This is a genomic window from Methylobacterium sp. E-045, assembly GCF_022829685.1.
Lineage (GTDB): Bacteria > Pseudomonadota > Alphaproteobacteria > Rhizobiales > Beijerinckiaceae > Methylobacterium.
Window position 1 is genome coordinate 29,684 of the sequence record NZ_JAKSYE010000086.1, and the last position, 23,134, is coordinate 52,817.

Sequence of the window (23,134 nt, forward strand, 5' to 3'; positions counted from 1 at the left end):
CGCAGCCCTGACCCCGGCGACGATCGAGACGGGCGGGAACCGTGCCGCGGCCCGCTCCCGGCGTATCCAGCGGACAGGCACGATCCCCTCGTCACCGTCGCGAATGACACCCGCATTGAGCACCGCATCATCCGGAAGGAGGACGCCGCCCCGTCGCTCGCCGAACCGGACGAGGTTGCGCCGAGGGTGAACGTCGTCCTGCTTCGATGGTGTAGACACGTCGTCCCCGGCCGGAAGGAATCCGTACCATGTGGCCCGATAGACGCATCCTCGATCTCGTCGGTCTGGATCATCCCATCGTGCAGGCCCCGATGGTAGGGCCGCGCGCCGGGCTCGCGGCCGCCGTCTCGGACGCCGGCGCCCTCGGGTCGCTGGCCTGTGCCGCCCTGAACGCCGAACAGGTGCGCAGCGAGGTCGCGGCGATCCGCCGGAGCACGGATCGTCCGTTCAATCTCAATTTCTTCTGCCACAGGCCGGCCTCCCCCGATCCGGCCCGCGAGGCCGCATGGCTGGAACGGCTGGCCCCCTATTATCGTGAACTCGGCCTCGACCCGGCGGCGCCGGTCGCCATGGCCAATCGCGCGCCCTTCGACGAGGCGATGTGTGCCGTCGTGGAGGATCTGCGCCCGGCGGTGGTCAGCTTCCACTTTGGGCTCCCCGACGACCTGCTGCTCCGTAGCGTCAGGGAGGCGGGCTGCCTCGTCGTCTCGTCCGCCACGACGGTGCGCGAGGCGCGCTGGCTCGACGCCTGCGGCGTGGACGCGATCATCGCGCAAGGGGCCGATGCCGGCGGTCATCGCGGCATGTTCCTCACCGATGCCCTCGCATCGCAGGTCGGCACTTTCTCCCTGGTGCCGCAGGTGGTGGACGCCGTGCGCGTGCCGGTGATCGCAGCGGGCGGCATCGCCGATGCGCGCGGGGTCGCCGCCGCCCTCACGCTCGGCGCGTCCGCTGTCCAGGTCGGCACGGCCTACCTCCTCTGCCCGGAAGCCGGCATCTCGCCCGTCCATCTCGCCGCCCTCCGGGCGGCCCGCGACGAGGATACCGCGCTCACCAACGTGTTCACCGGCCGCCCCGCCCGCGGCCTCGTCAACCGCGCCATGGCGGAGCTCGGCCCGGTGAACGCCGAGGCGCCCGCCTTTCCCTCCGCCGCCGTGGCGCTTCAGCCCCTGCGCCAGCGCGCGGAGGCTGCAGGCTCAGGCGATTTCTCGCCCCTCTGGTCGGGACAGGCGGCGTCCCTGGCGCGGGAAACCGGGGCTGCGGACCTGACCCTGCGGCTGGCGGAGGAAGCGCGCGGGATGCTGAGGATCCGCCGCTAGATCATTTTCAAGCGAGGTGGATGCCGGCTCGCGTGAAGAAACTGCTCTAGCCCGACACCCCGATGGGGAGGGGCCGGCGAATCCGTATCCTTCGCAAACTCCCGCTGCGCCGTCCTGCTCTGAGCGAGAGCCGACCGAGACCGGAAGTTTCGTGAAGCACTCTTAGAACGGACTGACGGGGAAGAACCGCAGATACAGTTCGGCATATTTCCCCTCGTCCCAGAGACGTTGCAGGGCCTCGTCGAGGGCGCGCGAGAGGGCCGTATCCTCGCGACGGGTGACGAGGCCGATGCCCTCGCCGAAATAACGGTTCTCCAGGTAGTCGCCGCCCACCAGCGCGCAGCAATTCGAGGAGTCGATGCCGCCGATCCATAGGGCAAGGTTGAGCCCGTCGGCGAAGACGTAATCTACGTCGCCGCGCCGGAGCGCGCCTTCGGCCGTGGCGAGGTCGGTGAAGTCGCGCGCCTCCGCCTGGGGGAAGAACGTCTTGAGATAGGCCGCGTGCGCGCTTCCCGCGACGATGCCGACGGATCTGCCCGCCAGCGCCTTGGCCGAGGGGGCGGGCAGGCCCTTGTCCGTTCGGGCGGCGAAGCGGGCTGGCCAGCGGAAATACGGGCGGGTGGCGAGGAAGCGGCTGCGCAGGGTCGGCGTCAGCGGGATCGCGGCCGCGACCACATCGCCCTGCCGCTCGGCCAACGCATCGAGCAGCGTATCGAACCGACGCGCCTGGATCGTGCAGCTGAGCGACAGGCGTTCGCACACCGCTCGGACGAGTTCCACCACGAAGCCCGTGGGCGCGCCGTCGGGGCCGGCAAAATGCAGGGGCGGAAATTCGTCGTCGGTGAGGAAGCGGACGGCGCGCGCCGTCTGCGGCGCTTCGATCCGTTCGAGGCGGCTGCGCGGGTTCCAGAAGTTCGGGATCGTCACCCTCGGCGACGTCGCGTCTTGCGCCGCCGCCGGCCAACCCGAGACCAGCATCGTCACCAGCAATGCGGCGGCGCACCAGGCGAGGCGGCTTGACGGTGTGGTTGTATGTGTGGCGCATTGGTTGTGCGCGGGAATCGTCTGGCTCACGGTTCTCCCACTATCACGTTCCCGGGCCTCGGGGAGCCGTTTCCGGTGTCGCTCGTCGGTTTCAGGAGCCTGCGCGGCGAAACGGTGGCATTGCCGCCGGAGATCGCGTTTCTCCTGGGCCACGCCGCCTCCCCGATGGTGCTGGCGAAGGCCGCCGCCCTGGCGCGGGCGAGCGGCACGGATGCCGCCACCGCCCTGATCCAGTGCGGGCTGATGGAGGAGGAGCGCTTCTACCGTGCCCTCGCCCTCACCCTCGGCGCGCGCTATCTCGGCGAGAGCCTGCCCCTCGGCGCCGGGGCGCGGTTTCCCGACAGTCTGGTCGCGGGGGTCGCGCCCCTCGATCCGGGGACGGGGGCGGCCTTCGTCTACGCGCCGCGGGGACGCGCCGTCGTCGAATTGCTGGAGGGACGCAGCCCCACCGGGCTGATGCCGGCCATCACCACCCCGACGGCCTTGCGCCACGCCATCTTCGCCCAGCGCCCGGCGGGGGTCGCGGCCCATGCCTCGGACGATCTCCTCAGGCGGAGGCCGGACTGGGCCTACAACGCCGCTCCCGTGGCCCCGCTCCTCGCTCTGGCGGGCCTCATCTTCGGTGCGTTCCTCCTCGTCCTGGCTTGGCTGCCGGCACTCCTCGTCACGGCGGCCTGGGTCCTGGTGCAGGTCGGGTTCCTCGCCCTGCTCACCTTTCGCGTGGCGGCCATCGGCCCGACCAGCGGGATCGCGCCGGAGGACAGACCCGGGCAGGGGATGCCGGACGGCGACCTGCCGGTCTACACGGTGTTCGTCGCCCTCTACCGGGAGGCGGCGGTGGTCCCCCGCCTCCTCGCGGCGCTGACGCGATTCGACTATCCCGTGACGAAGCTCGACATCAAGCTCCTCACGGAAGCCGACGATCCCGCGACGGCGGCGGCGCTCGCGCGCCTCGCCCTGCCGGCGCATGTGGAGGTCGTCGTGGTGCCGCCGGGGCTGCCCAGGACCAAGCCGCGCGCCCTCAACGCCGCCCTGCCCCTGGCACGGGGAAGCTGCCTTGTCGTCTACGACGCGGAAGACGTGCCCGATCCCGGCCAATTGCGGGCGGCGGCCGAGGCCTTCGCCCGTGCCTCCCCGCGTACCGCCTGCCTGCAGGGCCGGCTCGTCATCGACAATGCCCGCGATTCCTGGCTGACCCGGTGCTTCGCCCTCGAATACACCGCCCTGTTCGACGTGCTCGGCCCGGCGCTGGCCGCATGGCGGCTGCCGACGCCGCTGGGCGGCACCTCCACCCATTTCCGCACCCACATCCTGCGCGCCGTCCATGGTTGGGATGCATGGAACGTCACCGAGGATGCCGATCTCGGCCTGCGGCTGGCCCGGGCCGGCTACGATGTCGGTGACCTGCCGAGCAGCACGATCGAGGAGGCGCCGGCCCGTTACGGACCTTGGCTCAATCAGCGCACCCGCTGGATGAAGGGCTTCCTCCAGACCAGCCTCACCCATGGCCGCACCCCCCTGGCGACCTTCCGCGAGCTCGGCCCCCTGGCGAGCCTCTGTGCCCTGGCCCTCATTCCCGGTACGGTGGCCTCGGCCCTGGCCTACCCGTTCCTGATGCTGCCGGCCGTGGTCTCCCTCTGGCCGAGCCGGATCGAGGCGGGGAGCGATTTCTGGGCGAACCTGCCCACGGGGGCCGCGATCACGGTGCTCGTCTCCGGCTTCGTGGCGATGCTGCTGCCGGCCTATATCGGCTGCCGGCGTCGGGGCTGGCACGACCTCGCCCCCTTCGTGCCCCTGCTGCCGGCCTATTTCCTCCTCGTCAGCCTCGCCGCGTGGCGGGGGGTGATCGAGCTGATCCTGGCGCCGGACCGCTGGAACAAGACCGAGCACGGCCTGTCCCGCACCTCCCGCAGCGGAGCTTTGACGCCGCACCCGCCGCCGTGAGGCATCACATCGCCTTGGCGAGGTCCGCCGCCGCCTCGTCGGCGGGCTTCGTCAGGTTGAGGGCGTTCACGAAGCGGTTCCTGCCATCCATGATGTAGACGAGCGCCGTGTGCTCCATCGTGTAGTCGTCCCCCTTGGTCGGCACCTTTCGCACGTAGGCACGGTAGCCCTTCACCGCTGCGGCGACCTCCTCCGGCGAGCCGGTGAGGCCGACGATGCGGGGGTCGAAGCTCGCGAGGTAGGTCTTCAACGCCTCGGGCGTGTCGCGCTCGGGATCGACCGCGATGAACAGCGCCTTCGTGTCCTTGCCCTTGGGGCCGAGCGCCTGGAGCACGTCGCCGATCTGCTGCAGCGTCGTCGGGCAGACATCGGGACAATGGGTGAAGCCGAAGAACACGAGGTGGGTCGCCCCGGCGAAATCCCGCTCGGTGACGCGCCGCCCGTTCTGGTCCGTCAGGGTGAAGGGGCCGCCGACGCTGCTGGTCGCCACCTGACCGGCGTTGGGCACGAGTACCACGGTGGCCGCGACGCCGAGCGCCACGAGGCCGAGGGCGAAGAGGATGAGGGGAAGGGCACGACGCATGAGGAGCCTTCAAGCCGGTTCCGGAGGGACGCTGCGGCAAGAGCATGGGCCGGGGATGCGGGCAACCGTCAATGTGTCGCCGCGGGGCTCGGTGGACCAGGCTTCACCGCCGGGGTCAGCGGGTCGCGAGGGCGGCGATCAGCCTGTGGGTCGTGCGGGTCAAGGCAGAGAATGCCGCGAAGTCGATGCGGTTGATCACGACGAAGACCCCGACATCGCGCCCCGGCGCGAAGGCGATGTAGCTCATGAAGCCCGCGCCTCCCCCGCTCTTCGCCAGCAGCGCCGGTTCGTGCCTCTTGGCCGCCAAGGCCACCCAGCCGAGGGCGAGGCCCGCCATGGGCGAGGCTTCGTCGAAGCCGATCGCCGCCGGCATCGCTTGCCGCTGGCGGTAGACCGCATGGCTCAGGGCGAGCCCCCCGCCCGTGGCGGTGACGTTGTGCCGGAGCCAGCGCGCCATGTCGTTGCCCGTGCTGTAGAGGCCGCCGCTTCCCCCCGTCGCCTGGGTGTCGACGCAGGTGGCCGGGCCGCCGAGGCCCGAGCCGATCATCAGCCGCCCGCATTGCTCCGGCGTCGGCGAGAGAACCGTATCGGCCATGCCGAGGGGCGCGGTGACGTGGCTGCGCAGCAAATCGGAATAGGGCGCGCCCCCCGCCACGCCGACGGCATCGGCCAGGAGGTCGAACCCCACATTCGAGTAGGAGGTGACGGTGCCGGGAGCCCAGGGCAGCGTGTACTTGCCGAGCCAGGACCAGCGCTCGTCCCGGGTCGGCCAGGCGCGAGGGTTCGCGCCTTCGGGAGCGTGTCCCATCTCGCGCGGTAGGGCGCCGGAATAGGTCGCCAGATCGAGGAGGGTGATGGGCCGCCCTTCGAAGGCGGGCACCTTCGCCTCCGGGGCGAAGCTCTGCAGCGGATCGGTGAGGGCGAGCCTTCTCTGCGCGGCGAGGGAGGCCAGCACCTCCGTGGTGAAGACCTTGGTGACGGAGTTGAGCCGCACCAGACTCGTGCCGTCGGGCGTGATTCCGTTGCCCTTCTCGGTTTCGCCGTAGCCGCGAATGAAGGTCCCGTCCCCGCGCACGACCACCAGGACCATCCCGGGCGCGCCGGATTCGAGGAACAGCACCTCGCCGGTCAGGTCCGTCGCCGCCGCGATCACCGGATCGTCGGCGCTGACTGCCTGTGTCGTCGTCGCGAGCGACAGAGCGAGGGCGAGGACAACGAATCGCTTGATCACGGCGCGGCTCCGATTCGGGTCGGAACTCTACACGCATCGGACGCGGTGCAAGCCCATCGGGCGTGTGGGGCCGCCGCGTCGGTTCACAGGTGTTCGATCGGTCTCGCCGTTCGGAGGGGCGTTCCCGCATCGGGGGCCAAGGTCTCAGCCCTCGCCGCCCTTCCCACGGTCGCCGGCCAGGGCGGCGCTCTCGCGCCGGAGCGGCCGGCCGATGGGGCAGACCTCCTGCACGAACCCGGCGAGGGTGTTGGCGAGATTGTCCTCCACTTGCCGGTAGAACACGAACTGCCCGCGCTTTTCGCTGGCGACCAGACCGGCATTCTCCAGGATCGACAGGTGCTGCGAGATCGACGGTTTCGACATCTCGAAGCGCGAGGCGATCTCACCCGCACTCAACTCGGCATGCGCCAGATAGGCGAGGATTTTCCGGCGTACCGGGGATGCCAGGGCCTCGAAGACGCGCTGCATAGGGCTGGTGCCTCACTTCACCCGCCATTTAGGCGATGAACTAACGATTGACAAATAGTTCACTGGCGTAATTAGGTAATCATCTAATTACAGGAGGCCGACATGTCGCTTCTCTCGACGCCCCGCCTCGTTGCGGGGCCGGACACCTCCACCATGGAGGGGCGGGTCCGCTGGGCGCCGGCCCGTTCGCTCTGGACCGGCGGGATGACGTCGGCAGCCATCTTCCTGGCGCCGGTCTTCGTCACGCCCGGCGCGGTGCTGCTGTTTCTGGCGACGAGCGCGGTCACCCTCTGTCTCGGGCACTCCATCGGCCTGCACCGGCTCCTGATCCATCGCAGCCTGTCGGCGCCGCTCTGGCTGGAGCGGGTGCTGGTCTATCTCGGCACGCTGGTCGGCATGGCCGGCCCCCTCGGTATGGTGCGGCTCCACGACACCCGGGACTGGGCGCAGCGCCAGGCCGAGTGCCACGATCTCCATGCCCACCGCGCACCGTTCCTGCGTGACGCGTGGTGGCAGATGCATTGCCGCCTCGATCTCGCCCGCCCGCCCCGTTTCGTGCCGGAGGACAGACTCGTCCGCGATGGGGTCCTGCGCTGGCTGGAGAAGACGTGGATGGCGCAGCAGATCCCGTGGGCGATCCTGTTCTACGCGCTCGGCGGCATGCCGTGGCTGGTCTGGGGCGTCCCCGTCCGCATCGCCGTGAGCCTCACCGGGCACTGGCTCGTCGGCCACCTGACCCATCGGCGCGGGCCGCAGGGCTGGGCGGTGGACGGAGTCGCGGTGCAGGGCCACGACCTGCCGGCGGCCTCGCTCGTCACCTTCGGGGAGGCCTGGCACGGCAACCACCACGCCTGGCCGGACTCCGCCCGCCTCGGCATCGAGCCGGGCCAGCACGATCCGGGCTGGTGGGTGTTGCTGGCGATGCGGCGGCTCGGGCTGGTGTGGGGGCTCAGACAGCCGGGCGACCTGACGCCGAGGGAGGGATTGCGGCGCCTCGGTGCGGTGGAGGGGCGGCCATGATCGGCACCTCCGCATCCTGGCCCATCTCCGTGCGCGTCGCGGTCGGCGGCTTCCTCGGCGTGGTCGCGTCGGTGCTCCTCCTTCTAGGTCACGGGGCAGCTCTCGGTCGAGCGGGAGCGACCAGTTCGCTGGCCCTCGACGCCCTGCAAGGGTTCGCCGCGATGGTCATTCTCGTACCGATCAGCCTGACCGTTGCCAGCCCGCTTATCCTCATCGCCATCGTTTGCGGCGTGCTGCTCAAGCGCGCGATCGAACGGCACCTTCTGGCATGGAGCCTCGCGGCACCCGTCATCGTCTGGCTGTTCGTGTCGATGATGGACGCGGTGATGCGGCGAGAGTCGAACGTCGGCATGGCGGAGGTCCCCGGCCGCCTTGCGAGGGCGATGCGGAACGGCGAGAACCTGCTCACGCTCTTTGCCGCTGCCGTGGCGGGCGTGGTCTTCTATGTCCTCTCGGCAAAGCGGAGGAAGCGTCCGGAGGCCTGACCGGGTCGCGATATTCAGACCGCGAGCTTGCCTTCGATCGCCGAGACCGCCGCCTCGGCGCCCATGCGCCGCAAAGCCTCACCCACCATCAACAGGGCCGGCCCCTCGAAGCCGGATGCCTCCACCCGGTCCGCCAGATCGGCGGCGGTACCCGTGACCACGGCCTGATTCGGCCGGGTGGCGTTGAAGACGAGGAGCGCGGTGGTGTCGGGAGCCAGACCTTCGGCGGTGGCGCGGTCCAGCAGCACGCGCAGGGTCTTCTTCGGCATGTACACCACGGTGGTGACGCTGGGATCGGCGAGCGCGCCCCAGTTCAGGTCTTCCGGCAGGGCGCCGCGGCGATCGTGGCCGGTGACGAATTGCAGGCGCCGTGCCGCGTCGCGGTTGGTTAGCGAGACGCCCAGCGATGCGGCCGCCCCCTGCGCCGCCGAGATGCCCGGCACCACGCTCACGGGGATTCCGGCCTGATGGCAGGCGTCGATCTCCTCGCCGGCCCGGCCGAAGACGAGGGGGTCGCCGGATTTGAGGCGGACCACCTGCTTGCCGGACTTGGCGAGCTGCACCATCAGCGCGTTGATGTCGTCCTGGCGGCAGGAGGGGCCGTGCCCGGTCTTGCCCACCAGCATGGTGCGCGCCTCGCGGCGGGCATAATCGAGGATCTCGGGCGCCACGAGGTCGTCGTACAGGATCACGTCGGCGTTGCGGAGGGCCCGCAGGGCCTTGAGCGTCAGGAGTTCGGCATCGCCCGGCCCGGCGCCGACGAGCGCCACGGCTCCGCCCTTCGGCGCGGTTTCCGTGTGATCGAGGAGTTCGGCCAGGTCCGTCTCGGTGGGGACGCGATCCGGCTCGGCGAAGGCGCGGTCCGTGAAGCGCTCCCAGAAGGCCCGGCGATCGGAGAAGGCGTGGAACCGGCCCGTCACCTCCTCGCGCCAGTCGCGGGCGGCGCCGATCCAGGCCTTGAACCCGCGCGGCAGCATGCCCTCGATCCGGGCGCGCACGGTCTGGCCGAAGACCGGGGCGGCGCCTTCCGTGGAGATGCCCACCACCATGGGCGAGCGGTTGACGATGGCGCCGAACTTCACGTCGCAGAGATGCGGCCGGTCGACGGCGTTGACGATCGCTCCGGTCGCCCTCGCCGCCGCGACGAAGGCGATGCAATCGGCCTCGTCCTCCATGGCGCCGATGCAGAAGGCGGCACCGGTCAGGTCGGAGGGCTGCCACTGGCGCTCGTGCAGGGTGACGCTGCCGGCGACGATCTCGCCCGGCACCGCGCGCAATTCGTCGCTGGGCTCGGGGGCATAGACGTCCACATCGGCCCCGGCGGCGGCGAGCAGTTTCACCTTCCACGGCGCCCCGCCATTGGAGCCGGCGAGCACCGCGCGCTTGCCCTGCAGCGGCACGAAGACCGGCAGCACCGCAAGCGGTTCGAGGCCGGCATGTCCGGCGCCCTCACGGGCGGCGATTCCGGCGGGTCGGGTTTCCCGGGGCTGGCGGGGCGTGCTCATCCTGTGAAAATGAGCTTATGCGGCGTCGCGCGCAAGCGCCTGCGGCAGCAGCTTGCGTATCTCTGGAATGCACGAGCCGCAATTCGTGCCGGCCTTGCAGGCCGCACCCACCGCCTCGACGCTGTGGGCACCCGCCGCGATGGTGGCGGCGATGACGTCGAGCCCGACCCCATGGCAGGCGCAGACCGTCGGTCCGGCCGAGGCCGTCTCGGCCCGGCCGGAGAGGAGCGCGCGCCGGGCGGAGGGTTCGAGGCCGTCGGCGGCGAAATAGGCCTTTTCCGATTCCCACCCGGGTCTCGCCTCGCCGGGAGCCAGGGCGAGGCAGGCGACGAGGCGGTCGCCGTCATAGGCGGCGAAGCGGTAGCGGCCACGGGCGTGGTCGGCGTATTCGGCGATCTCGAGGCCCTGGAACATCCCCCGCAGCATCAGCGCGACCTCTCGCGAGCTCTCCTGGGTGGCGAAGTGCAGCCCGGATCCCCCCTGGATCGTGGCGCGTGCCCACCACCAGCCGGCGGGGAGCGACCTCTGATCGCGGGTCAACAGGAAGCCGCGGCTGCGATAGACCGCTGGCGCGATCGCGGCCGGCGTCGCCTTCAGCTCGGGCTGGCCGGACACCGGATCGGGGATGCCGCGTGCGAGGGCGCCGACCCGGCCCTCCGACGCCGTGGCCCCGCTCCAATGGAAGGCGGCGAAGAGGTCGCCCCGGCGCATGCCGGTCCCGACCATCACCTCCAGCACCGCTGCGCCATGCGCCGTGGAGACCGTGGCGAGGCCGCCATGGACCACGCCCATCGCCGCCGCGTCGTCGGGGTGGATCTCGACGAAGGGCACGTCGCGGTGAGCCGAGAGGCGCTGGCTCTTTCCGGTGCGGGTCATCGTGTGCCAATGGTCGCGCACGCGGCCGGTATTAAGCACGAAGGGAAAGTCCTCGCTCACGGCCTGCGCCAGGGCCGGCGCCTGCACCGCGACGAAGCGGGCGCGCTTGTCGAAGGTGAAGAACTGCCCGTCGGCGAAGAGGCGCGGCTTGCCGTCCTTGGCCCCGCGCTTCGTCAGCGGCCATTGCAGCGGCTTCGCTCCGGCATACGCCGCGTCCGAGATGTCGCTCACCGCGCCGATGTCGAAATCGCGGGTGCCGTTGTTCTCGAAGGCCGAGAGCGAGGCATGCTCGCGGAAGATCGCTGCGGCGTTGGGATAGGCGAAGGCCTCGCCGTGGCCGAGGCGCTTGGCGACGTCGCTGATGATCGCCCAATCGGCCCGCGCCTCGCCGGGGGCCTTGAGAAAGCTGCGCTGGCGCGAGATGCGCCGCTCCGAATTGGTGACGGTGCCGTCCTTCTCGCCCCAGGCCTGGGCCGGCAGCAGCACGGTCTTCCGGCCCGTCGCCATGGCGGTGTCGCTGTCGGCCACGGCCTCCGACACGACGTAGAGGTCGAGCCCTTTGATCGCCTCGCGGATCGCGTCGGCGCGGGGCATCGACACGACGGGGTTCGTGCCCATCACCCAGAGGGCCTTGATCTTGCCGCGCTCCACCGCCTCGAACAGGGCGACCGCCTTCATGCCCTCGCCGGTGATGATGCGCGGCGCGCTCCAGAAGCGGCGGACCCGGTCCACCTCTTCGGGAGCGAAATGCATGTGGGCGGCCAGCATGTTGGCCAGGCCGCCGACCTCGCGCCCGCCCATGGCGTTGGGCTGGCCGGTGAGGGAGAACGGCCCCGCGCCGGTCTTGCCGATGCGGCCGGTGGCCAGATGGCAGTTGATGATGGCGTTGCCCTTGTCGGTCCCTTGCGCCGACTGATTCACCCCCTGCGAGAAGGCGGTGACGACGCGCTTCGTGCGGGTGAACAGCGCGAAGAAGGCGCCCACATCCGCCTCCGGGAGGCCGGTGGCGGCGGCCGTTGCGGCGATGTCCGGCGCGATCGAACGGGCGCGTTCGAGCGCCCCCTCGAAGCCCGTCGTGTGGTCGAGGACGAAGCGGGAATCGAGGGCGCCCGCCCCCGCGAGATGCACGAGGAGGCCGGAGAACAGGGCCGTGTCGGTGCCGGGCTTGAGCCCGAGGAAGAGGTCGGCCTCCTCCCCCGTCTGGGTCCGGCGCGGGTCGATCACCACGAGCTTGGTGCCGCGCTTGGCGCGGGCATCGACCATGCGGCGGAACAGGATCGGGTGGCACCAGGCCGTGTTGGACCCCACCAGCACGATCGCGTCGGCCTCGTCGAGATCCTCGTAGCAGCCCGGCACCGTGTCGGACCCGAAGGCACGCCGATGGGCCGCCACCGCACTCGACATGCAGAGGCGCGAGTTGGTGTCCACATGCGGTGTGCCGAGGAAGCCCTTCGCGAGCTTGTTGGCGACGTAGTAATCCTCGGTGAGGAGCTGGCCCGAGAGATAGAACGCGATCGCATCCGGTCCGTGCTGCTCGGCGACCTTGCGCAGGCCGCCGGCCACGGTGCCCAACGCCGATTCCCAGCTCGCGCGCACGCCGTCGACGGAGGGGTGCAGCAGGCGACTATCCAGGGACAGGGTCTCGCCGAGGGCCGAACCCTTCGAGCAGAGGCGACCGAAATTGGCCGGGTGTTCGGTGTCGCCGGCGATGCCCGCTCCTCCGAACCCGTCGGGGGTGGCCAGCACGCCGCAGCCGACGCCGCAATACGGGCAGGTGGTCTTCACCACGGTCGGGGCGGGTGCCTGGACGTGCGCATTCATGGCGGGATCCTCGGCGAATTCCAGGGTTCGAAGGGCAGCAAGAGTCGGGCCGGTGCGCGACGTGGCTCTCCTCCCCCTCGTGGGGAGGAGTTGGAGGTGGGAGTGGTCGGGCGACCCTCAGCCGACTGAGACAAGCGTCGCCACCCCCATGCCCGACCTCTCCCCACAAGGGGGAGAGGGACATGTTCTGCCGGCAAGATCGGGTGCTTGAACCCGACAGCCCGCGAAGGGGGCTTCGCGCGGCTCAGTACACGTCGGCCTGATACCGCCCAGTCTTCTTCAGATGGGCGAGGTAGGCCACGGCCTCGTCGGGATTCTTGCCCCCGAACTGGCCGGCGACATCGATGATCGCCCGCTCCACGTCCTTGGCCATGCGCTTGGCATCGCCGCAGACGTAGAAATGCGCGCCGCCCTCGAGCCATTTCCACAGATCCGCGCCGCTCTCGCGCATGCGATCCTGGACGTAGGTCTTCTCGGTCCCGTCCCGCGACCAGGCGAGGGACAGACGGGTGAGCACCTTGCCGTCCTTCAAGGCGTTCAACTCGTCCTTGTAGAAGAAGTCGCTGGCCTGGCGCTGATGGCCGTAGAACAGCCAGTTGCGCCCCGGAGCTTGCGTCGCGGCACGCTCGCGCAGGAAGGCGCGGAACGGCGCGATGCCGGTGCCCGGCCCGCACATGATGACGTCCTTGCCCAGATCCTCCGGCAGGGCGAAGCCGTGCGCCTTCTGCAGGTAGACCTTGACCATGCTCTTCTCTGAGATGCGTTCGCCGAGATGGGTCGAGGCGACGCCCAGACGGAGCCGCGAGCGGTGATTGTAGCGCACCGCGTCGACGGTGAGGGAGACCCGGCCCGGATCCGCCTTGGGCGAGGACGAGATCGAGTAGAGCCGCGGCTGCAGCTCATCGAGGGCCTCCAGGAACACCTCCGCATCGGGACGGGCGCCGGGGAACTTGTGGAGCGCGCCGAGCACGTCGAGATAGGCGGCGTCGCCGTCCGGATCCTCGCCCGACGAGAGCGCCCGCGCCTTCTTGCGCGCCTCCCCCGAGGTGAGGAGGGAGAGGAGCTGGTAGAGCCCGTCCGGCGCGGCGCCCAGCGCGTAGTCCTTGATCAGCCTGTTCCGCAGGGTCTGGCCGCCGATGACCCGCTCGGGCCGGGCGCCGAGTTCGGCGATCACCGCATCCACCAGGGCGGGCGGGTTCGAAGGGAACAGCCCGAGGGAATCACCCACCACGTACTCGATGGGCGTGCCCGTGAGATCGATCTCGATATGCCAGGTCTCCTTCTCGCCACCCGGCTCGTTGAGGCGGGTGCGGGACAGGAACACGGCCTCCACCGGGTTCTCGCGGCAATAGCCCAGCGGTCCGAGGGGTGCATCCGCCTTGGCCTCGCCCTCCCCCGGTTCGGCGGCCTTCGCACCGCCGCCGCCCGCGCCGAACTCCTCATCCAGCTTCTTGAGCATGCGAAGGGTGTCCTTGCCCCCCGGCTGGCACAGGTTCAGGCGCTCTTCCTTCTTCAGGAACAGGGCGTTGGCGTAATCCGCGCAATTGTAGCCGCACTGGCCGCAATCCTGCTGCGCCATGGCGGCCATCAGCTTCTGTGCCTCCGGCCGTTCCTTGGCGAGTTCCATCCGGTCGGGCAGCGGCATCGACGGGTCGTGCCAGGGCGCGTCGTCGTTGTCGGCGAGCTTCGGCCCGCCGCCCGTGTCGCCGGGAGCGAGGGCCGTCGCGCCCTCCACGGCGGGGCCGAGCAGGGCGGCGAAGTAGCCGGACAGCCACGAGCGCTGGTCCGGGTTGAACGGGGCGTTCTCGGGGATGAGAACGAGCGGAGGAACGACGTGCTCGCTCATGCTGCGGCCTTCAGGACGGGTTGCTCTTCGGCAAGGTTGCGGAGGGTCTCGGGGCCGGTGCGGGCGGTGAAGGCCTGGAAGCTCTCCTCCCGGCTCTCGCGGCGGCCGAGGTAGCTGCGCAGCAGCGCCTCGATCCGCGAGGGGCAATCCTCGGCCCTGACCGCCTTCCAGATCTCGGTGCCGATCTTCGGGCTGTCGCCGAAGCCGCCGCCGACGACGATGTCGTAGCCCTCGACGGTGTCGCCCTCCTCCGAGACGACGACCTTGGCCCCGATGAGGCCGATATCGCCGATATAGTGCTGGGCGCAGGAATGGTGGCAGCCGGTGACGTGGACGTTCACGGGAACGTCGAGTTCGGTGAGATGGGCCTCGATGTAATCGGCGATGATGAGCGCATGGCCCTTGGTGTCGGAGGCGGCGAACTTGCAGCCCTTGTTGCCGGTGCAGGCCACGAGACCGGCGCGGATGCTGGAGGCTTCCGTGGTGAGGCCAAGCGCTGCCACGCGGGCCTGGACCTCGGCGACCTTGGCGTCGGGCACGCCCGAGAACAGGAAGTTCTGCCACACCGTCATGCGGATGGCGCCGTCGCCGCATTCCGACGAGATCTTCGCCAGTTCCCGCATCTGGTCGGAGGTCATCTTGCCCACGGGCAGGATCACGCCGATCCAGTTCAGGCCCGGCTGGACCTGCTTGTGGACGCCCACATGGGAGAATCGGTCCATGGGGCCGCGCGGGGCGATGTGCGCGGGATCGACCCGGTCGAGCTTGTAGCCGAGTTCGTCTTCCACGGCGGCGAGGTACTTGTCGAAGCCCCAGGCGTCGAGGACGTACTTCATCCGGCTCTTGTTGCGGTTGGTCCGGTCGCCGTTCTTGATGAAGACCCGCAGGATCGCGTCCGCGACCTTGTTGCAGGCCTCGGGCTTCAGCACAACGCCGGTGTCGCGGGCGAGATCCTTGTGACCGGAGATGCCGCCGAGCACGAGGCGCATCCAGATGCCGGGCTCGACGGCGGCGCCGTCGAGGACCTTCACCGCCTGGAAGCCGATGTCGTTGGTCTCCTCCAGCACCGGCATCACGCCGCCGCCGTCGAAGGCGACGTTGAACTTGCGCGGCAGGCCGTAGAGCGAGCGGTCGTTGATGATCCAGTTGTGCCAGGACTTGGCGAGGGGGCGCGTGTCGAGGAGTTCCTGGGCATCGATGCCGGCCACGGGTGAACCGGTGACGTTGCGGATGTTGTCCGCGCCCGAGCCCCGCGCCGTGAGGCCGAGGTCGATCAGCCCGTCGAGGAAGGGCTGGCCGTGCTCCGCCGTGATCTCGCGGACCTGGAGGTTGGCGCGGGTGGTGACGTGGCTGTAGCCGCCGCCATGGGCATCGGCCAGATCGGCGATGCCGGCGAACTGCCAGTGCTGCAGGATGCCGTTGGGGATGCGCAGGCGGCACATGAAGTCGCCGCTGGCCGGGGCGAGCCAGAACAGGCCGTGATAGCGCCAGCGAAAATTGTCCTCCGGCTTCGGGGCCTTGCCGGTGGCGGCCTCGGCGATGAGGCGGTTGTGCCCGTCGAACGGATTCTCGGCCCGCTTCCACTTCTCCTGGTCGCAGAGCTTGCCGCCGGCCTTCACCGTGGCGTCCTGGGCCTTGATGTGGATCGCGTCCGGCCCGGTGGGCTCGGCGGGCACGGCGGCACCCTGCCCGAGGGCGAGGCCGCCGGTGAGGCGGGCGGCGGCGATGCCCGAGGCGAAGCCTTCGAGGTAGCGCTTCTGCTCGGCGTTGAAGTCGTCGGCCATGGTAGCCTCCATCATGCTGCCAGGGATTGGGAATCGGGTGCGTGGACGCGCCCGAACATCAGGTCGTCGCGGTGGTCGGCGATGGGTTCGCCGGTGCGGATCAGCGTCTTGCACCAGCCCTGTTCGGCGATGTCGCCGACGAACACGGCGCCGAGGAGCCGGCCGTCGCCGACGATCAGCTTGCGGTAGAGGCCGAGGCCGGGATCGGACATCACGATCGTCTCTGCGCCTTCGGGCGCATCGATCAGCCCGGCTGAGAAGACCGGCAGGCCGGACACTTTCAGGCTGGTGGCCAACGAGGTGCCGGGATAGGCGGCGTCCTCGCCGACGAGATGGCGGCTCAGCACCTCGGCCTGCTCGTAGGCGGGCTCGACGAGGCCGTAGACCATGCCGCGATGCTCGGCGCATTCGCCGAGCGCGAAGATGCGCGGATCGGAACTCGTCATCCGGTCGTCGACCTTGATGCCGCGCCCGACATCGAGCCCGGCGCCCTGAGCGAGGACGGCATTGGGGCGCACCCCCACCGACATCACCACGAGGTCGGCCGGCAGTACGGTGCCGTCCGACAGGACGAGGCGCTCGACCCTGCCGTCGCCCTCCACATGGGCGGTGTCGGCCTTGAGGAGCACGCGGACGCCGCGGGATTCCATGGCCCGCTTGACCAGGCCGGCGGCGTGGTGGTCGAGCTGGCGCTCCATCAGACGGTCCATGACGTGAAGCAGCGTAGTGTCGACCCCGAGCCGCGCGAGGCCGACGGCGGCCTCCAGCCCGAGCAGGCCCCCGCCGATGACGATGGCCTTCGCCCCCGTCACCGCCGCCTTCCGGATGGCCGCCACGTCGGCGAGGTCGCGAAAGGTGATGATTCCGGGCAGGTCCATGCCGGGCTTCGGCAGCCGGATCGGCAGCGAGCCCACCGCCAGGACGAGCTTGTCGAAGGGCAGGACATGGGTCTCGCCGACGATGACGAGGGCGTTCTCCCGGTCGACCTGCGTCACCGGCGCGCCGGTGATGAGGCGGATGCCGTGCGCCTCGTACCAGTCGAGTCCCCGGAACGCGCAGGCGGCCTCGTCCACCTCGCCGCCGAGCAGCGACGAGAGCAGGACGCGGTTATAGGCCGCCTGCGGCTCGGCGCCGACGACGGTGACGTCGTACCGGCCGGGCGCGCGTTCGGTGAGCCGTTCGAGGAAGCGCAACGACGCCATGCCGTTGCCGATCACCACCAGACGTTCCTTCATCACGGAGGTCCGATCCTCAAGCCGCCATGGCGGGCTTGGCGTGGCGGGCATAGAGGAACTCGAGCACCGCCGCGCGGGCATGGGTGTAGGTGGCGTCCTCCACGAGATCGAGGCGGCGGCGGGGCCGCTCCAGATCGACCTTCAGGATCTCGCCGACGGTGGCCGCGGGGCCGTTGGTCATCATCACGATGCGGTCGGAGAGCAGCACCGCCTCGTCGACGTCGTGGGTGATCATGATGACGGCGTTCTTGAGCCGCGCATGGATGTCCATGAGCGAATCCTGGAGATGGGCGCGGGTCAGCGCGTCCAGCGCCCCGAACGGCTCGTCGAGGAGGAGCACCTTCGGTTCCATGGCGAGTGCGCGGGCGATGCCGACGCGCTGCTTCATGCCGCCCGAGATCTCGTTGGGGCGCCGGTCGGCGGCGTGGGTCATGTTCACGAGGGCGAGGTTGTGGTCGATCCAGTCGGAGCGTTCCGCCCGGGTCTTCTTGCCCTTGAGCACCTTCTCCACGGCCAGCGCCACGTTCTCGCGCACGGTCAGCCAGGGCAGCAGGGAATGGTTCTGGAACACCACGGCGCGGTCGGGGCCGGGGCTGTTGACCTCCTTCTCCTCGAGAAGGACGCCCCCGGTGGAGGCCTTGAGCAGCCCGGCGACGATGTTCAGCACCGTCGACTTGCCGCAGCCGGAATGGCCGATCAGCGAGACGAACTCGCCCTTGTCGATCTTCACGCTCACGTCGCGCAGCACCTCGTTGGTGCGCCCGGCGCGGGTGAAGCTGATGCCGACGTTCTCGATGCTGAGATAGCTCATGGGTCTCGTGTCCCTCTGCGAGAGGCGGTCGGGGCACGGCGCGGGGCAAGGCCCCGACGCGCCGCGCGGAGGCGTTCAGGCGGTGGCGCCGCGGGTGACGAGGGTGCCGATGAAGGCCACGAACCGGTCGAGGAAGAACCCGATCACGCCGACATAGACGAGGGCGACGATGATCTCGGAGATGTGCGACGAGTTCCAGGCGTCCCAGATGAAGAAGCCGATGCCGACGCCGCCGATGAGCATCTCCGCCGCCACGATGGCGAGCCAGGACAGGCCGACGCCGATGCGAAGCCCCGTGAAGATGTAGGGAGCCGCCGAGGGCAGCATGATCTTCACGAAGAATTCGAGCGGGTTGAGGCGCAGCACCGCCGCCACGTTGCGGTAGTCCTGCGGGATGTTGCGGATGCCCACCGCCGTGTTGATGATGATCGGCCAGATCGAGGTGATGAAGATCACGAAGATGGCCGAGGGCTGGCCGTCGCGGAACGCCGCGAGGGAGAGGGGCAGCCAGGCGAGCGGCGGGATCGTGCGCAGCACCTGGAAGATCGGGTCGAGGCCGCGCATGGCCCAGTCCGACTGGCCGATCAGGGTGCCGACTAGGATGCCGACGATCGTGGCCAGGGCGAAGCCGAAGGCCACGCGCTGGATGCTGGCATAGATGTGCCAGAACAGGCCCTTGTCGGTGCCGCCATTGTCGTAGAACGGATGGGCGATGATGTCCCACGCCTCGGTGACGACCCGCGAGGGCGGCGGCAGGCCGGCGGTGGGCCGCGAGCACAAGAGCTCCCAGATCACCAGGAACGCGATCAGCACCACGACCGGCGGGATCAGATTGACGGCGATCTGGCGGAACGTCGCCAGGGTCACGAGGGGCTTGCGCGGCGTCTTGACCGCCGCCGGCTTCGCGGCGGCCCCCGTCACGGCGATGGTGGAGGTGGTGGCCATCACGCGATCCTCTTGATGCCGAGGCTGGACAGGTAGGCGGCGGGATCGGCGGGATCGAAGACCTTGCCGTCGAAGAAGGTCTCCTTGCCGCGCGACGTGGAGCTCGGGATCGCGGTGACGCCCAGCGCCTTGGCGGCATCGCGCCACAGATCCTCGCGGTTCACCTTCGCGATGAGGGCCTTGGTGTCCGTCTGCGCGTCGAACTTGCCCCAGCGGATGTCCTCGGTGAGGAACCAGAGGTCGTGGCTCTGGTAGGGGTAGGAGGCGTTGTCGTTCCAGAACTTCATCACGAAGGGGCTGTTCTCGACCACGCGGCCGTCGCCGTAATCGATAGTGCCCTTGATGCGGCCGGCGACGTCGCCCACCGGAACGTTCATCCACTGGCGCTTCGCGGCGATGGCGGCGACCTCGTCCTTGTTCTCGGGCTTGTCGCACCATTGCTGCGCCTCCAGCACCGCCATCAGCAGGGCCTTGGTCGCGTTCGGATACTTCTCGGTGAAGGAGGCCCGCATGGCGAAGGCCTTTTCGGGGTGGTCCTTCCAGAGCTCGCCGGTGGTGAGGGCGGTGTAGCCGAGGCCCTGCTGCACGAGCTGCGCGTTCCACGGCTCGCCGACGCAGAAGCAATCCATCGTGCCGACCTTCATGTTCGCCACCATCTGGGGCGGCGGCACGACGATGGTCTCGATGTCCTTGTCGGGGTCGATCCCGCCGGCGGCGAGCCAGTAGCGGATCCAGAGGTCGTGGGTGCCGCCGGGGAAGGTCATGGCCGCCTTCACCGACTTGCCGGCGGCCTTCTTCTTCTCGATCGCCGCCTTGAAGACCTTGGAATCCAGGGCGACCTTGGCGTCGAGATATTCCTTGGCCACCGAGACGCACTGGCCGTTGGTGTTGAGCCGGGCCAGGATCTGCATCGGCACCGGAACGTTGTTCTGCGTCACCCGGCCGGCCGAGATCAGGTAGGGCATCGGCGTGAGGATATGCGCGCCGTCGATGCCGTTGCCCTCCGAGCCGAGCACCAGGTTGTCGCGGGTGGTGCCCCAGCTCGCCTGTTTCAGCACCTCGACGTCGGGCATGCCGTGCTTGGCGAAGAAGCCCTTCTCCTTGGCGACGAAGAGCGGGCTGGCATCCGTGAGGGCGATGAAGCCGAGCTTGGCGCCTTTCACCTCGGGGCCGGCACCCTGCGCGAAGGCGCCGCCGGGCAGCGCGGTGCGCGCCAGGGCGGCCAGCGACAACGTTGCCGCGGCTCCCTTCAGGAGGCTGCGCCGGCTGTTCTGAAACCCGTCAGTCATTGAGAAATCGACCCCTCGAAGCGTAAGCATTCGACCCGAAAACGAAAAAACCGCCGCCCAAACGCAACCGAAGGCAGCCGCGAAAGCGCGCCAACGGGTTACTTGGGTCAGCGGCTCTGCCGACATTCGTGCCCGTCGCCGTTGACGAGCGGGATAGGCTCAGCAGGTTCCGTGCCAAACGCCGTTCAGCCTGTAACAGCTCTAGGTTCGGGGGTGGGGATCGAGGCTGCGCGGGCTATCGCGGCCCTGGGCCGGGCGGGGCGTGCGGTGCACAATCGGAAGGCTTGTCCTGCCGTCAAAAGCGGCGTCCGGCCCCGTTCAGCCGCTCAGAGCGGCATCGAACAGGTCCGGGCGGTAGACCGCGCGGGCGTCGGCCAGCAGATCGTCGGAGGATGCCAGCTGCCCGGCGCGCTGCGCCTGGTCGATGAACCAATCCGCATGGGCGGGGTCCGGCCGGTGCGCCGCCTCCCCGAACAGGGCGAAATGCGGGTCGCGCCGGCGTCTGCCGCCGGGATCGACGACGACGTCCCCCGTGATCGCCCGTGCGAGGATCGGCGCCGACGTTCCCAGATAGGCCTCACGCGCGAGGAGGGCAGCGAGTTCGACGCCGTTGCCGGGATCGGCGCACCAGCGCCCGGCCCGGTCGAGGGCCCGCACCAGGGGGGCGCACCGCGGGGCCTCGGATTCGGGCAGGGCGAGGACCTTTTCCGGACAGCCGGGCACGAGCTCGCTGCACAGCACGGCGATGCGGCCATAGCCCTCCGCCACGGCGACGCTGTTCCAGGGGCTGCCGACGCAGAACCCGTCGACGAGTTCGCGCCGCAAGGCCTCGGCGATCTGCGGCGGCGGGATCACCACGAGGCGGGTATCCGTATCGAGATCGAGGCCGCCGCGCTCGGCGAAGATCCTCAGCTGGTAGGTGTGGCTGGAGAACGGATGCACCGTGCCCAGGGTCAGGGGCCGTCCCTCCCGCGCCCGCCGCCGGGCGATGCGGGCGAAGGCGGCGGCCACGGTGTCCACCTCGTCGTCCGCGGCCTCCATCGCGTCCCATAGCGGCCGGGACACCGTGACGGCGTTGCCGTTCAGGTTCAGCGCCATGGGCACACAAAGCCGGGTCTGGGGACCGCTGAGCCCCAGCGTGCTGGCGATGGCGAGGGGCGCCAGGATATGCGCGCCATCGAGATGGCCCACGGCCAGCTTGTCGCGCAGGGTCGCCCAGGACGGCTCACGGACGAGATCGAGGGTGAGCCCCTCCGCCCTGGCGAAGCCGAGTTCCGCCGCCGCGATCAGGCTCGCGGCATCGACGAGGGGGACGTATCCGAGGGCGAGCCTCATCCGAAAAGGTCCGCAGTGGTGACGATCGCGCGGGCGATGTCGGCGATCTTGCGCTTCTCGTTCATGGCCTTGCGCCGCATCAGCTTGTAGGCCTCCTCCTCGCTCATGGAACGGGCGGCCATGAGGATGCCCTTGGCACGCTCCACGATCTTGCGGTCGGCGAGCTCCCCCCGCGCCTCGACGAGCTCACGCTGCAACCGGGCGAAGGCCTGGAAGCGCAGGATAGCGATGTCGAGGATCGACCGGATGCGCTGGGGATGGAGTCCGTCCACCACGTAGGCGGAGATCCCGGCATCCACCGCCGCCTGCATCATCGGCGCGTCCGAGCGGTCGACGAACATCGCCACCGGCCGCTCCACATGGCGCGACAGGCCCGACATCTGTTCGAGGATGTCCCGGCTCGGGCTCTCCAGGTGGATCACCACCACGTCCGGGTTGAGGGCGGCCACCTGCGCGGGCAGGTCGGCGGTGTCGGGGATGATCATCACATGCGCGATGCCGGCGGCGCGAAGCCCCTCTTCGAGGATCGCGGCGCGGGCCCGGCTCGGATCGATCACGGCGACGGTGAGGGATGGGTCTGTCATCGGGGCCCAATGGGGCGGCGGGACGGCCGGTGCATGCCGGCCGGAGAGGGCAAGACGCATACCGAATGAGCCGCCTGCCGAACAGGCCGTTCGGCGGCACGGATCGACCCAAGTCCGATGGCGCGGAAAAGCAGCGCCACCGATTCAATCGTCGCCGGTCTGTTTCGATACGAACGGGAAAGGAAATGGCCCAGCTTCCGCCGCAAACGGAGGCGCTTATGGCTGGGTCGAGGCGCGGGGTGAGGTGTTCGGATGGTGGAGTGCCGCATATCGCAACCCGTTGAGAACGCCCTCGCCTCCGAGGCGGGCTCGGGCATGGCGCTTCCGCTGCTGCCGACGATCGTCGTCGCGGTGATCGTCTCAGCCGCGTCCTTCCTCTGCCAGACGCCTTCCGCGACCGTCCCCGAGACCCCCATCGGCCCGCCGATGGTCGAGATGGAGAGCCGGACGGCGCAGGCGAGCCCGACCGAGGCCGATCCCGTCGCTCCCTTCGTCCCGGCGGCCTTCGCCTTCCGCGATCAGTTTCCGTTGCGCGATCACGGTGCCATGAGCGTCGCGGCGATGGGCGCGGTGACCGCGCCCCGTCGTGCGGCACCTCGCGTCGCCGCCAAGCCGTCCCTCCGGCGGACGGATCCCGATCGGTCCGAGACGGCCAGGGCCGAATCCGCGAGGCCGGACGCCGTCCGCGCGCCATCAGTCGTCGCCGCCAGGGCGCCCGCCGCGGCTCCCGAGCCGTTCCGGGTCGAGGCCGAGGCGGACGAGGATCTCGTTCCCCGTCTCGCCCTGCCCTTCGCGCCGGCGATCTCCGCCATCAGCCGGGCCGGCAACTTCGTCGGGACCCAGAGTGCGGCGGCGGGAGCCAGGGCCGTGGCCCTCGGCAACGTGGTGACCGGCCTCGTCGACAGCCTGCCGCTGCGCCCCTGACCGTGCCGGACCGCGCATCACTCGCGGTCCAGACCCTGTCCGGCCTCTCTTTCCGAACGTTGCCGCTGGATTCTCGCCCTGCCGG

Annotated in this window: 19 protein-coding genes; 5 read left to right on the plus strand and 14 right to left on the minus strand. The window is 69.8% G+C overall.

The annotated features are described in order from the left end of the window. Nucleotides 1-248 precede the first annotated feature (248 nt). On the plus strand, nt 249-1,319 hold the full coding sequence (locus MKK51_RS15585; RefSeq protein WP_243978741.1) for an NAD(P)H-dependent flavin oxidoreductase: 1,071 nt from the start codon (nt 249-251) through the stop codon (nt 1,317-1,319). A 162-nt stretch (nt 1,320-1,481) separates the two neighbouring features. Here the strand turns inward: MKK51_RS15585 and MKK51_RS15590 are convergent, their stop codons facing one another. Then, entirely contained in the window at nt 1,482-2,297 is an 816-nt protein-coding gene (locus MKK51_RS15590; RefSeq protein WP_243978996.1) for a transporter substrate-binding domain-containing protein, read from the minus strand. Nucleotides 2,298-2,438: 141 nt separating this feature from the next. On the opposite strand from MKK51_RS15590, the gene MKK51_RS15595 reads away from it, so the two are divergent. Next, nucleotides 2,439-4,307 (plus strand): glycosyltransferase family 2 protein, encoded by a 1,869-nt coding sequence (locus tag MKK51_RS15595; RefSeq protein WP_243978751.1) that lies wholly within the window; start codon nt 2,439-2,441, stop codon nt 4,305-4,307. 4 nt (nt 4,308-4,311) lie between these two features. Here the strand turns inward: MKK51_RS15595 and MKK51_RS15600 are convergent, their stop codons facing one another. The 3 genes from MKK51_RS15600 to MKK51_RS15610 form a co-directional block, all read right to left on the minus strand. Continuing rightward, complete coding sequence (locus MKK51_RS15600; protein WP_243978754.1) at nt 4,312-4,890, minus strand: SCO family protein; 579 nt, start codon at nt 4,888-4,890, stop codon at nt 4,312-4,314. Nucleotides 4,891-5,005: 115 nt separating this feature from the next. Next, entirely contained in the window at nt 5,006-6,121 is a 1,116-nt protein-coding gene (gene ampH / locus MKK51_RS15605) for a D-alanyl-D-alanine-carboxypeptidase/endopeptidase AmpH (RefSeq protein WP_243978755.1), read from the minus strand. Between the two features lie 144 nt (nt 6,122-6,265). Further along, complete coding sequence (locus MKK51_RS15610) at nt 6,266-6,589, minus strand: metalloregulator ArsR/SmtB family transcription factor (protein WP_243978757.1); 324 nt, start codon at nt 6,587-6,589, stop codon at nt 6,266-6,268. A gap of 102 nt (nt 6,590-6,691) precedes the next feature. Between MKK51_RS15610 and MKK51_RS15615 the strand changes: the two genes are divergently transcribed. Further along, complete coding sequence (locus MKK51_RS15615) at nt 6,692-7,609, plus strand: acyl-CoA desaturase (RefSeq protein ID WP_243978759.1); 918 nt, start codon at nt 6,692-6,694, stop codon at nt 7,607-7,609. Then, nucleotides 7,606-8,094: a hypothetical protein gene (locus MKK51_RS15620; RefSeq protein ID WP_243978761.1), complete on the plus strand. Its 489-nt coding sequence runs from the start codon at nt 7,606-7,608 to the stop codon at nt 8,092-8,094. The genes MKK51_RS15615 and MKK51_RS15620 overlap by 4 nt, the downstream gene beginning before the upstream one ends. Before the next feature lie 14 nt (nt 8,095-8,108). Here the strand turns inward: MKK51_RS15620 and cysG are convergent, their stop codons facing one another. The 10 genes from cysG to MKK51_RS15670 form a co-directional block, all read right to left on the minus strand. Continuing rightward, complete coding sequence (gene cysG, locus MKK51_RS15625; protein WP_243978762.1) at nt 8,109-9,599, minus strand: siroheme synthase CysG; 1,491 nt, start codon at nt 9,597-9,599, stop codon at nt 8,109-8,111. Nucleotides 9,600-9,614: 15 nt separating this feature from the next. Continuing rightward, entirely contained in the window at nt 9,615-12,296 is a 2,682-nt protein-coding gene (locus MKK51_RS15630) for a nitrate reductase (protein ID WP_243978773.1), read from the minus strand. 244 nt (nt 12,297-12,540) lie between these two features. Then, nucleotides 12,541-14,142 carry a sulfite reductase subunit alpha gene (locus MKK51_RS15635; protein WP_243978781.1) on the minus strand — a complete coding sequence of 534 codons (1,602 nt, stop codon included), beginning with the start codon at nt 14,140-14,142 and terminating at the stop codon, nt 12,541-12,543. Then, entirely contained in the window at nt 14,139-15,926 is a 1,788-nt protein-coding gene (locus MKK51_RS15640) for a NirA family protein (RefSeq protein WP_243978783.1), read from the minus strand. The genes MKK51_RS15635 and MKK51_RS15640 overlap by 4 nt, the downstream gene beginning before the upstream one ends. Before the next feature lie 11 nt (nt 15,927-15,937). Further along, entirely contained in the window at nt 15,938-17,161 is a 1,224-nt protein-coding gene (locus tag MKK51_RS15645) for an NAD(P)/FAD-dependent oxidoreductase (protein WP_243978997.1), read from the minus strand. Between the two features lie 16 nt (nt 17,162-17,177). Then, nucleotides 17,178-17,972, minus strand: a complete 795-nt coding sequence (locus tag MKK51_RS15650) for an ABC transporter ATP-binding protein (protein ID WP_243978785.1) — start codon at nt 17,970-17,972, stop codon at nt 17,178-17,180. A gap of 75 nt (nt 17,973-18,047) precedes the next feature. Continuing rightward, on the minus strand, nt 18,048-18,917 hold the full coding sequence (gene ntrB / locus MKK51_RS15655) for a nitrate ABC transporter permease (RefSeq protein ID WP_243978787.1): 870 nt from the start codon (nt 18,915-18,917) through the stop codon (nt 18,048-18,050). After that, nucleotides 18,917-20,206, minus strand: a complete 1,290-nt coding sequence (locus tag MKK51_RS15660; RefSeq protein WP_243978789.1) for a CmpA/NrtA family ABC transporter substrate-binding protein — start codon at nt 20,204-20,206, stop codon at nt 18,917-18,919. Before MKK51_RS15660 ends, ntrB begins: the two co-directional genes overlap by 1 nt. Nucleotides 20,207-20,524: 318 nt before the next feature. Beyond that, complete coding sequence (locus MKK51_RS15665) at nt 20,525-21,541, minus strand: CmpA/NrtA family ABC transporter substrate-binding protein (RefSeq protein WP_243978791.1); 1,017 nt, start codon at nt 21,539-21,541, stop codon at nt 20,525-20,527. Beyond that, entirely contained in the window at nt 21,538-22,125 is a 588-nt protein-coding gene (locus tag MKK51_RS15670) for an ANTAR domain-containing response regulator (protein ID WP_243978793.1), read from the minus strand. The genes MKK51_RS15665 and MKK51_RS15670 overlap by 4 nt, the downstream gene beginning before the upstream one ends. 315 nt (nt 22,126-22,440) lie before the next feature. Here MKK51_RS15670 and MKK51_RS15675 point away from each other — a divergent pair, with 315 nt between their 5' ends. Continuing rightward, nucleotides 22,441-23,049: a hypothetical protein gene (locus tag MKK51_RS15675; RefSeq protein ID WP_243978794.1), complete on the plus strand. Its 609-nt coding sequence runs from the start codon at nt 22,441-22,443 to the stop codon at nt 23,047-23,049. The last annotated feature ends 85 nt before the right edge of the window (nt 23,050-23,134 follow it).

Excerpts from the sequence above, each read along its gene's own strand:
- MKK51_RS15635 (WP_243978781.1), bottom strand. The coding sequence starts at position 14,142 with ATGAGCGAGCACGTCGTTCCTCCGCTCGTTCTCATCCCCGAGAACGCC.
- MKK51_RS15640 (WP_243978783.1), bottom strand. The coding sequence starts at position 15,926 with ATGGCCGACGACTTCAACGCCGAGCAGAAGCGCTACCTCGAAGGCTTC.
- MKK51_RS15675 (WP_243978794.1), top strand. The coding sequence starts at position 22,441 with ATGGCGCTTCCGCTGCTGCCGACGATCGTCGTCGCGGTGATCGTCTCA.
- MKK51_RS15600 (WP_243978754.1), bottom strand. The coding sequence starts at position 4,890 with ATGCGTCGTGCCCTTCCCCTCATCCTCTTCGCCCTCGGCCTCGTGGCG.
- cysG (WP_243978762.1), bottom strand. The coding sequence starts at position 9,599 with ATGAGCACGCCCCGCCAGCCCCGGGAAACCCGACCCGCCGGAATCGCC.
- ntrB (WP_243978787.1), bottom strand. The coding sequence starts at position 18,917 with ATGGCCACCACCTCCACCATCGCCGTGACGGGGGCCGCCGCGAAGCCG.
- MKK51_RS15590 (WP_243978996.1), bottom strand. The coding sequence starts at position 2,297 with ATGCTGGTCTCGGGTTGGCCGGCGGCGGCGCAAGACGCGACGTCGCCG.
- MKK51_RS15615 (WP_243978759.1), top strand. The coding sequence starts at position 6,692 with ATGTCGCTTCTCTCGACGCCCCGCCTCGTTGCGGGGCCGGACACCTCC.
- MKK51_RS15620 (WP_243978761.1), top strand. The coding sequence starts at position 7,606 with ATGATCGGCACCTCCGCATCCTGGCCCATCTCCGTGCGCGTCGCGGTC.
- MKK51_RS15660 (WP_243978789.1), bottom strand. The coding sequence starts at position 20,206 with ATGACTGACGGGTTTCAGAACAGCCGGCGCAGCCTCCTGAAGGGAGCC.
- MKK51_RS15630 (WP_243978773.1), bottom strand. The coding sequence starts at position 12,296 with ATGAATGCGCACGTCCAGGCACCCGCCCCGACCGTGGTGAAGACCACC.
- MKK51_RS15670 (WP_243978793.1), bottom strand. The coding sequence starts at position 22,125 with ATGACAGACCCATCCCTCACCGTCGCCGTGATCGATCCGAGCCGGGCC.
- MKK51_RS15650 (WP_243978785.1), bottom strand. The coding sequence starts at position 17,972 with ATGAGCTATCTCAGCATCGAGAACGTCGGCATCAGCTTCACCCGCGCC.
- MKK51_RS15585 (WP_243978741.1), top strand. The coding sequence starts at position 249 with ATGTGGCCCGATAGACGCATCCTCGATCTCGTCGGTCTGGATCATCCC.
- MKK51_RS15665 (WP_243978791.1), bottom strand. The coding sequence starts at position 21,541 with ATGAGGCTCGCCCTCGGATACGTCCCCCTCGTCGATGCCGCGAGCCTG.
- MKK51_RS15610 (WP_243978757.1), bottom strand. The coding sequence starts at position 6,589 with ATGCAGCGCGTCTTCGAGGCCCTGGCATCCCCGGTACGCCGGAAAATC.
- MKK51_RS15645 (WP_243978997.1), bottom strand. The coding sequence starts at position 17,161 with ATGAAGGAACGTCTGGTGGTGATCGGCAACGGCATGGCGTCGTTGCGC.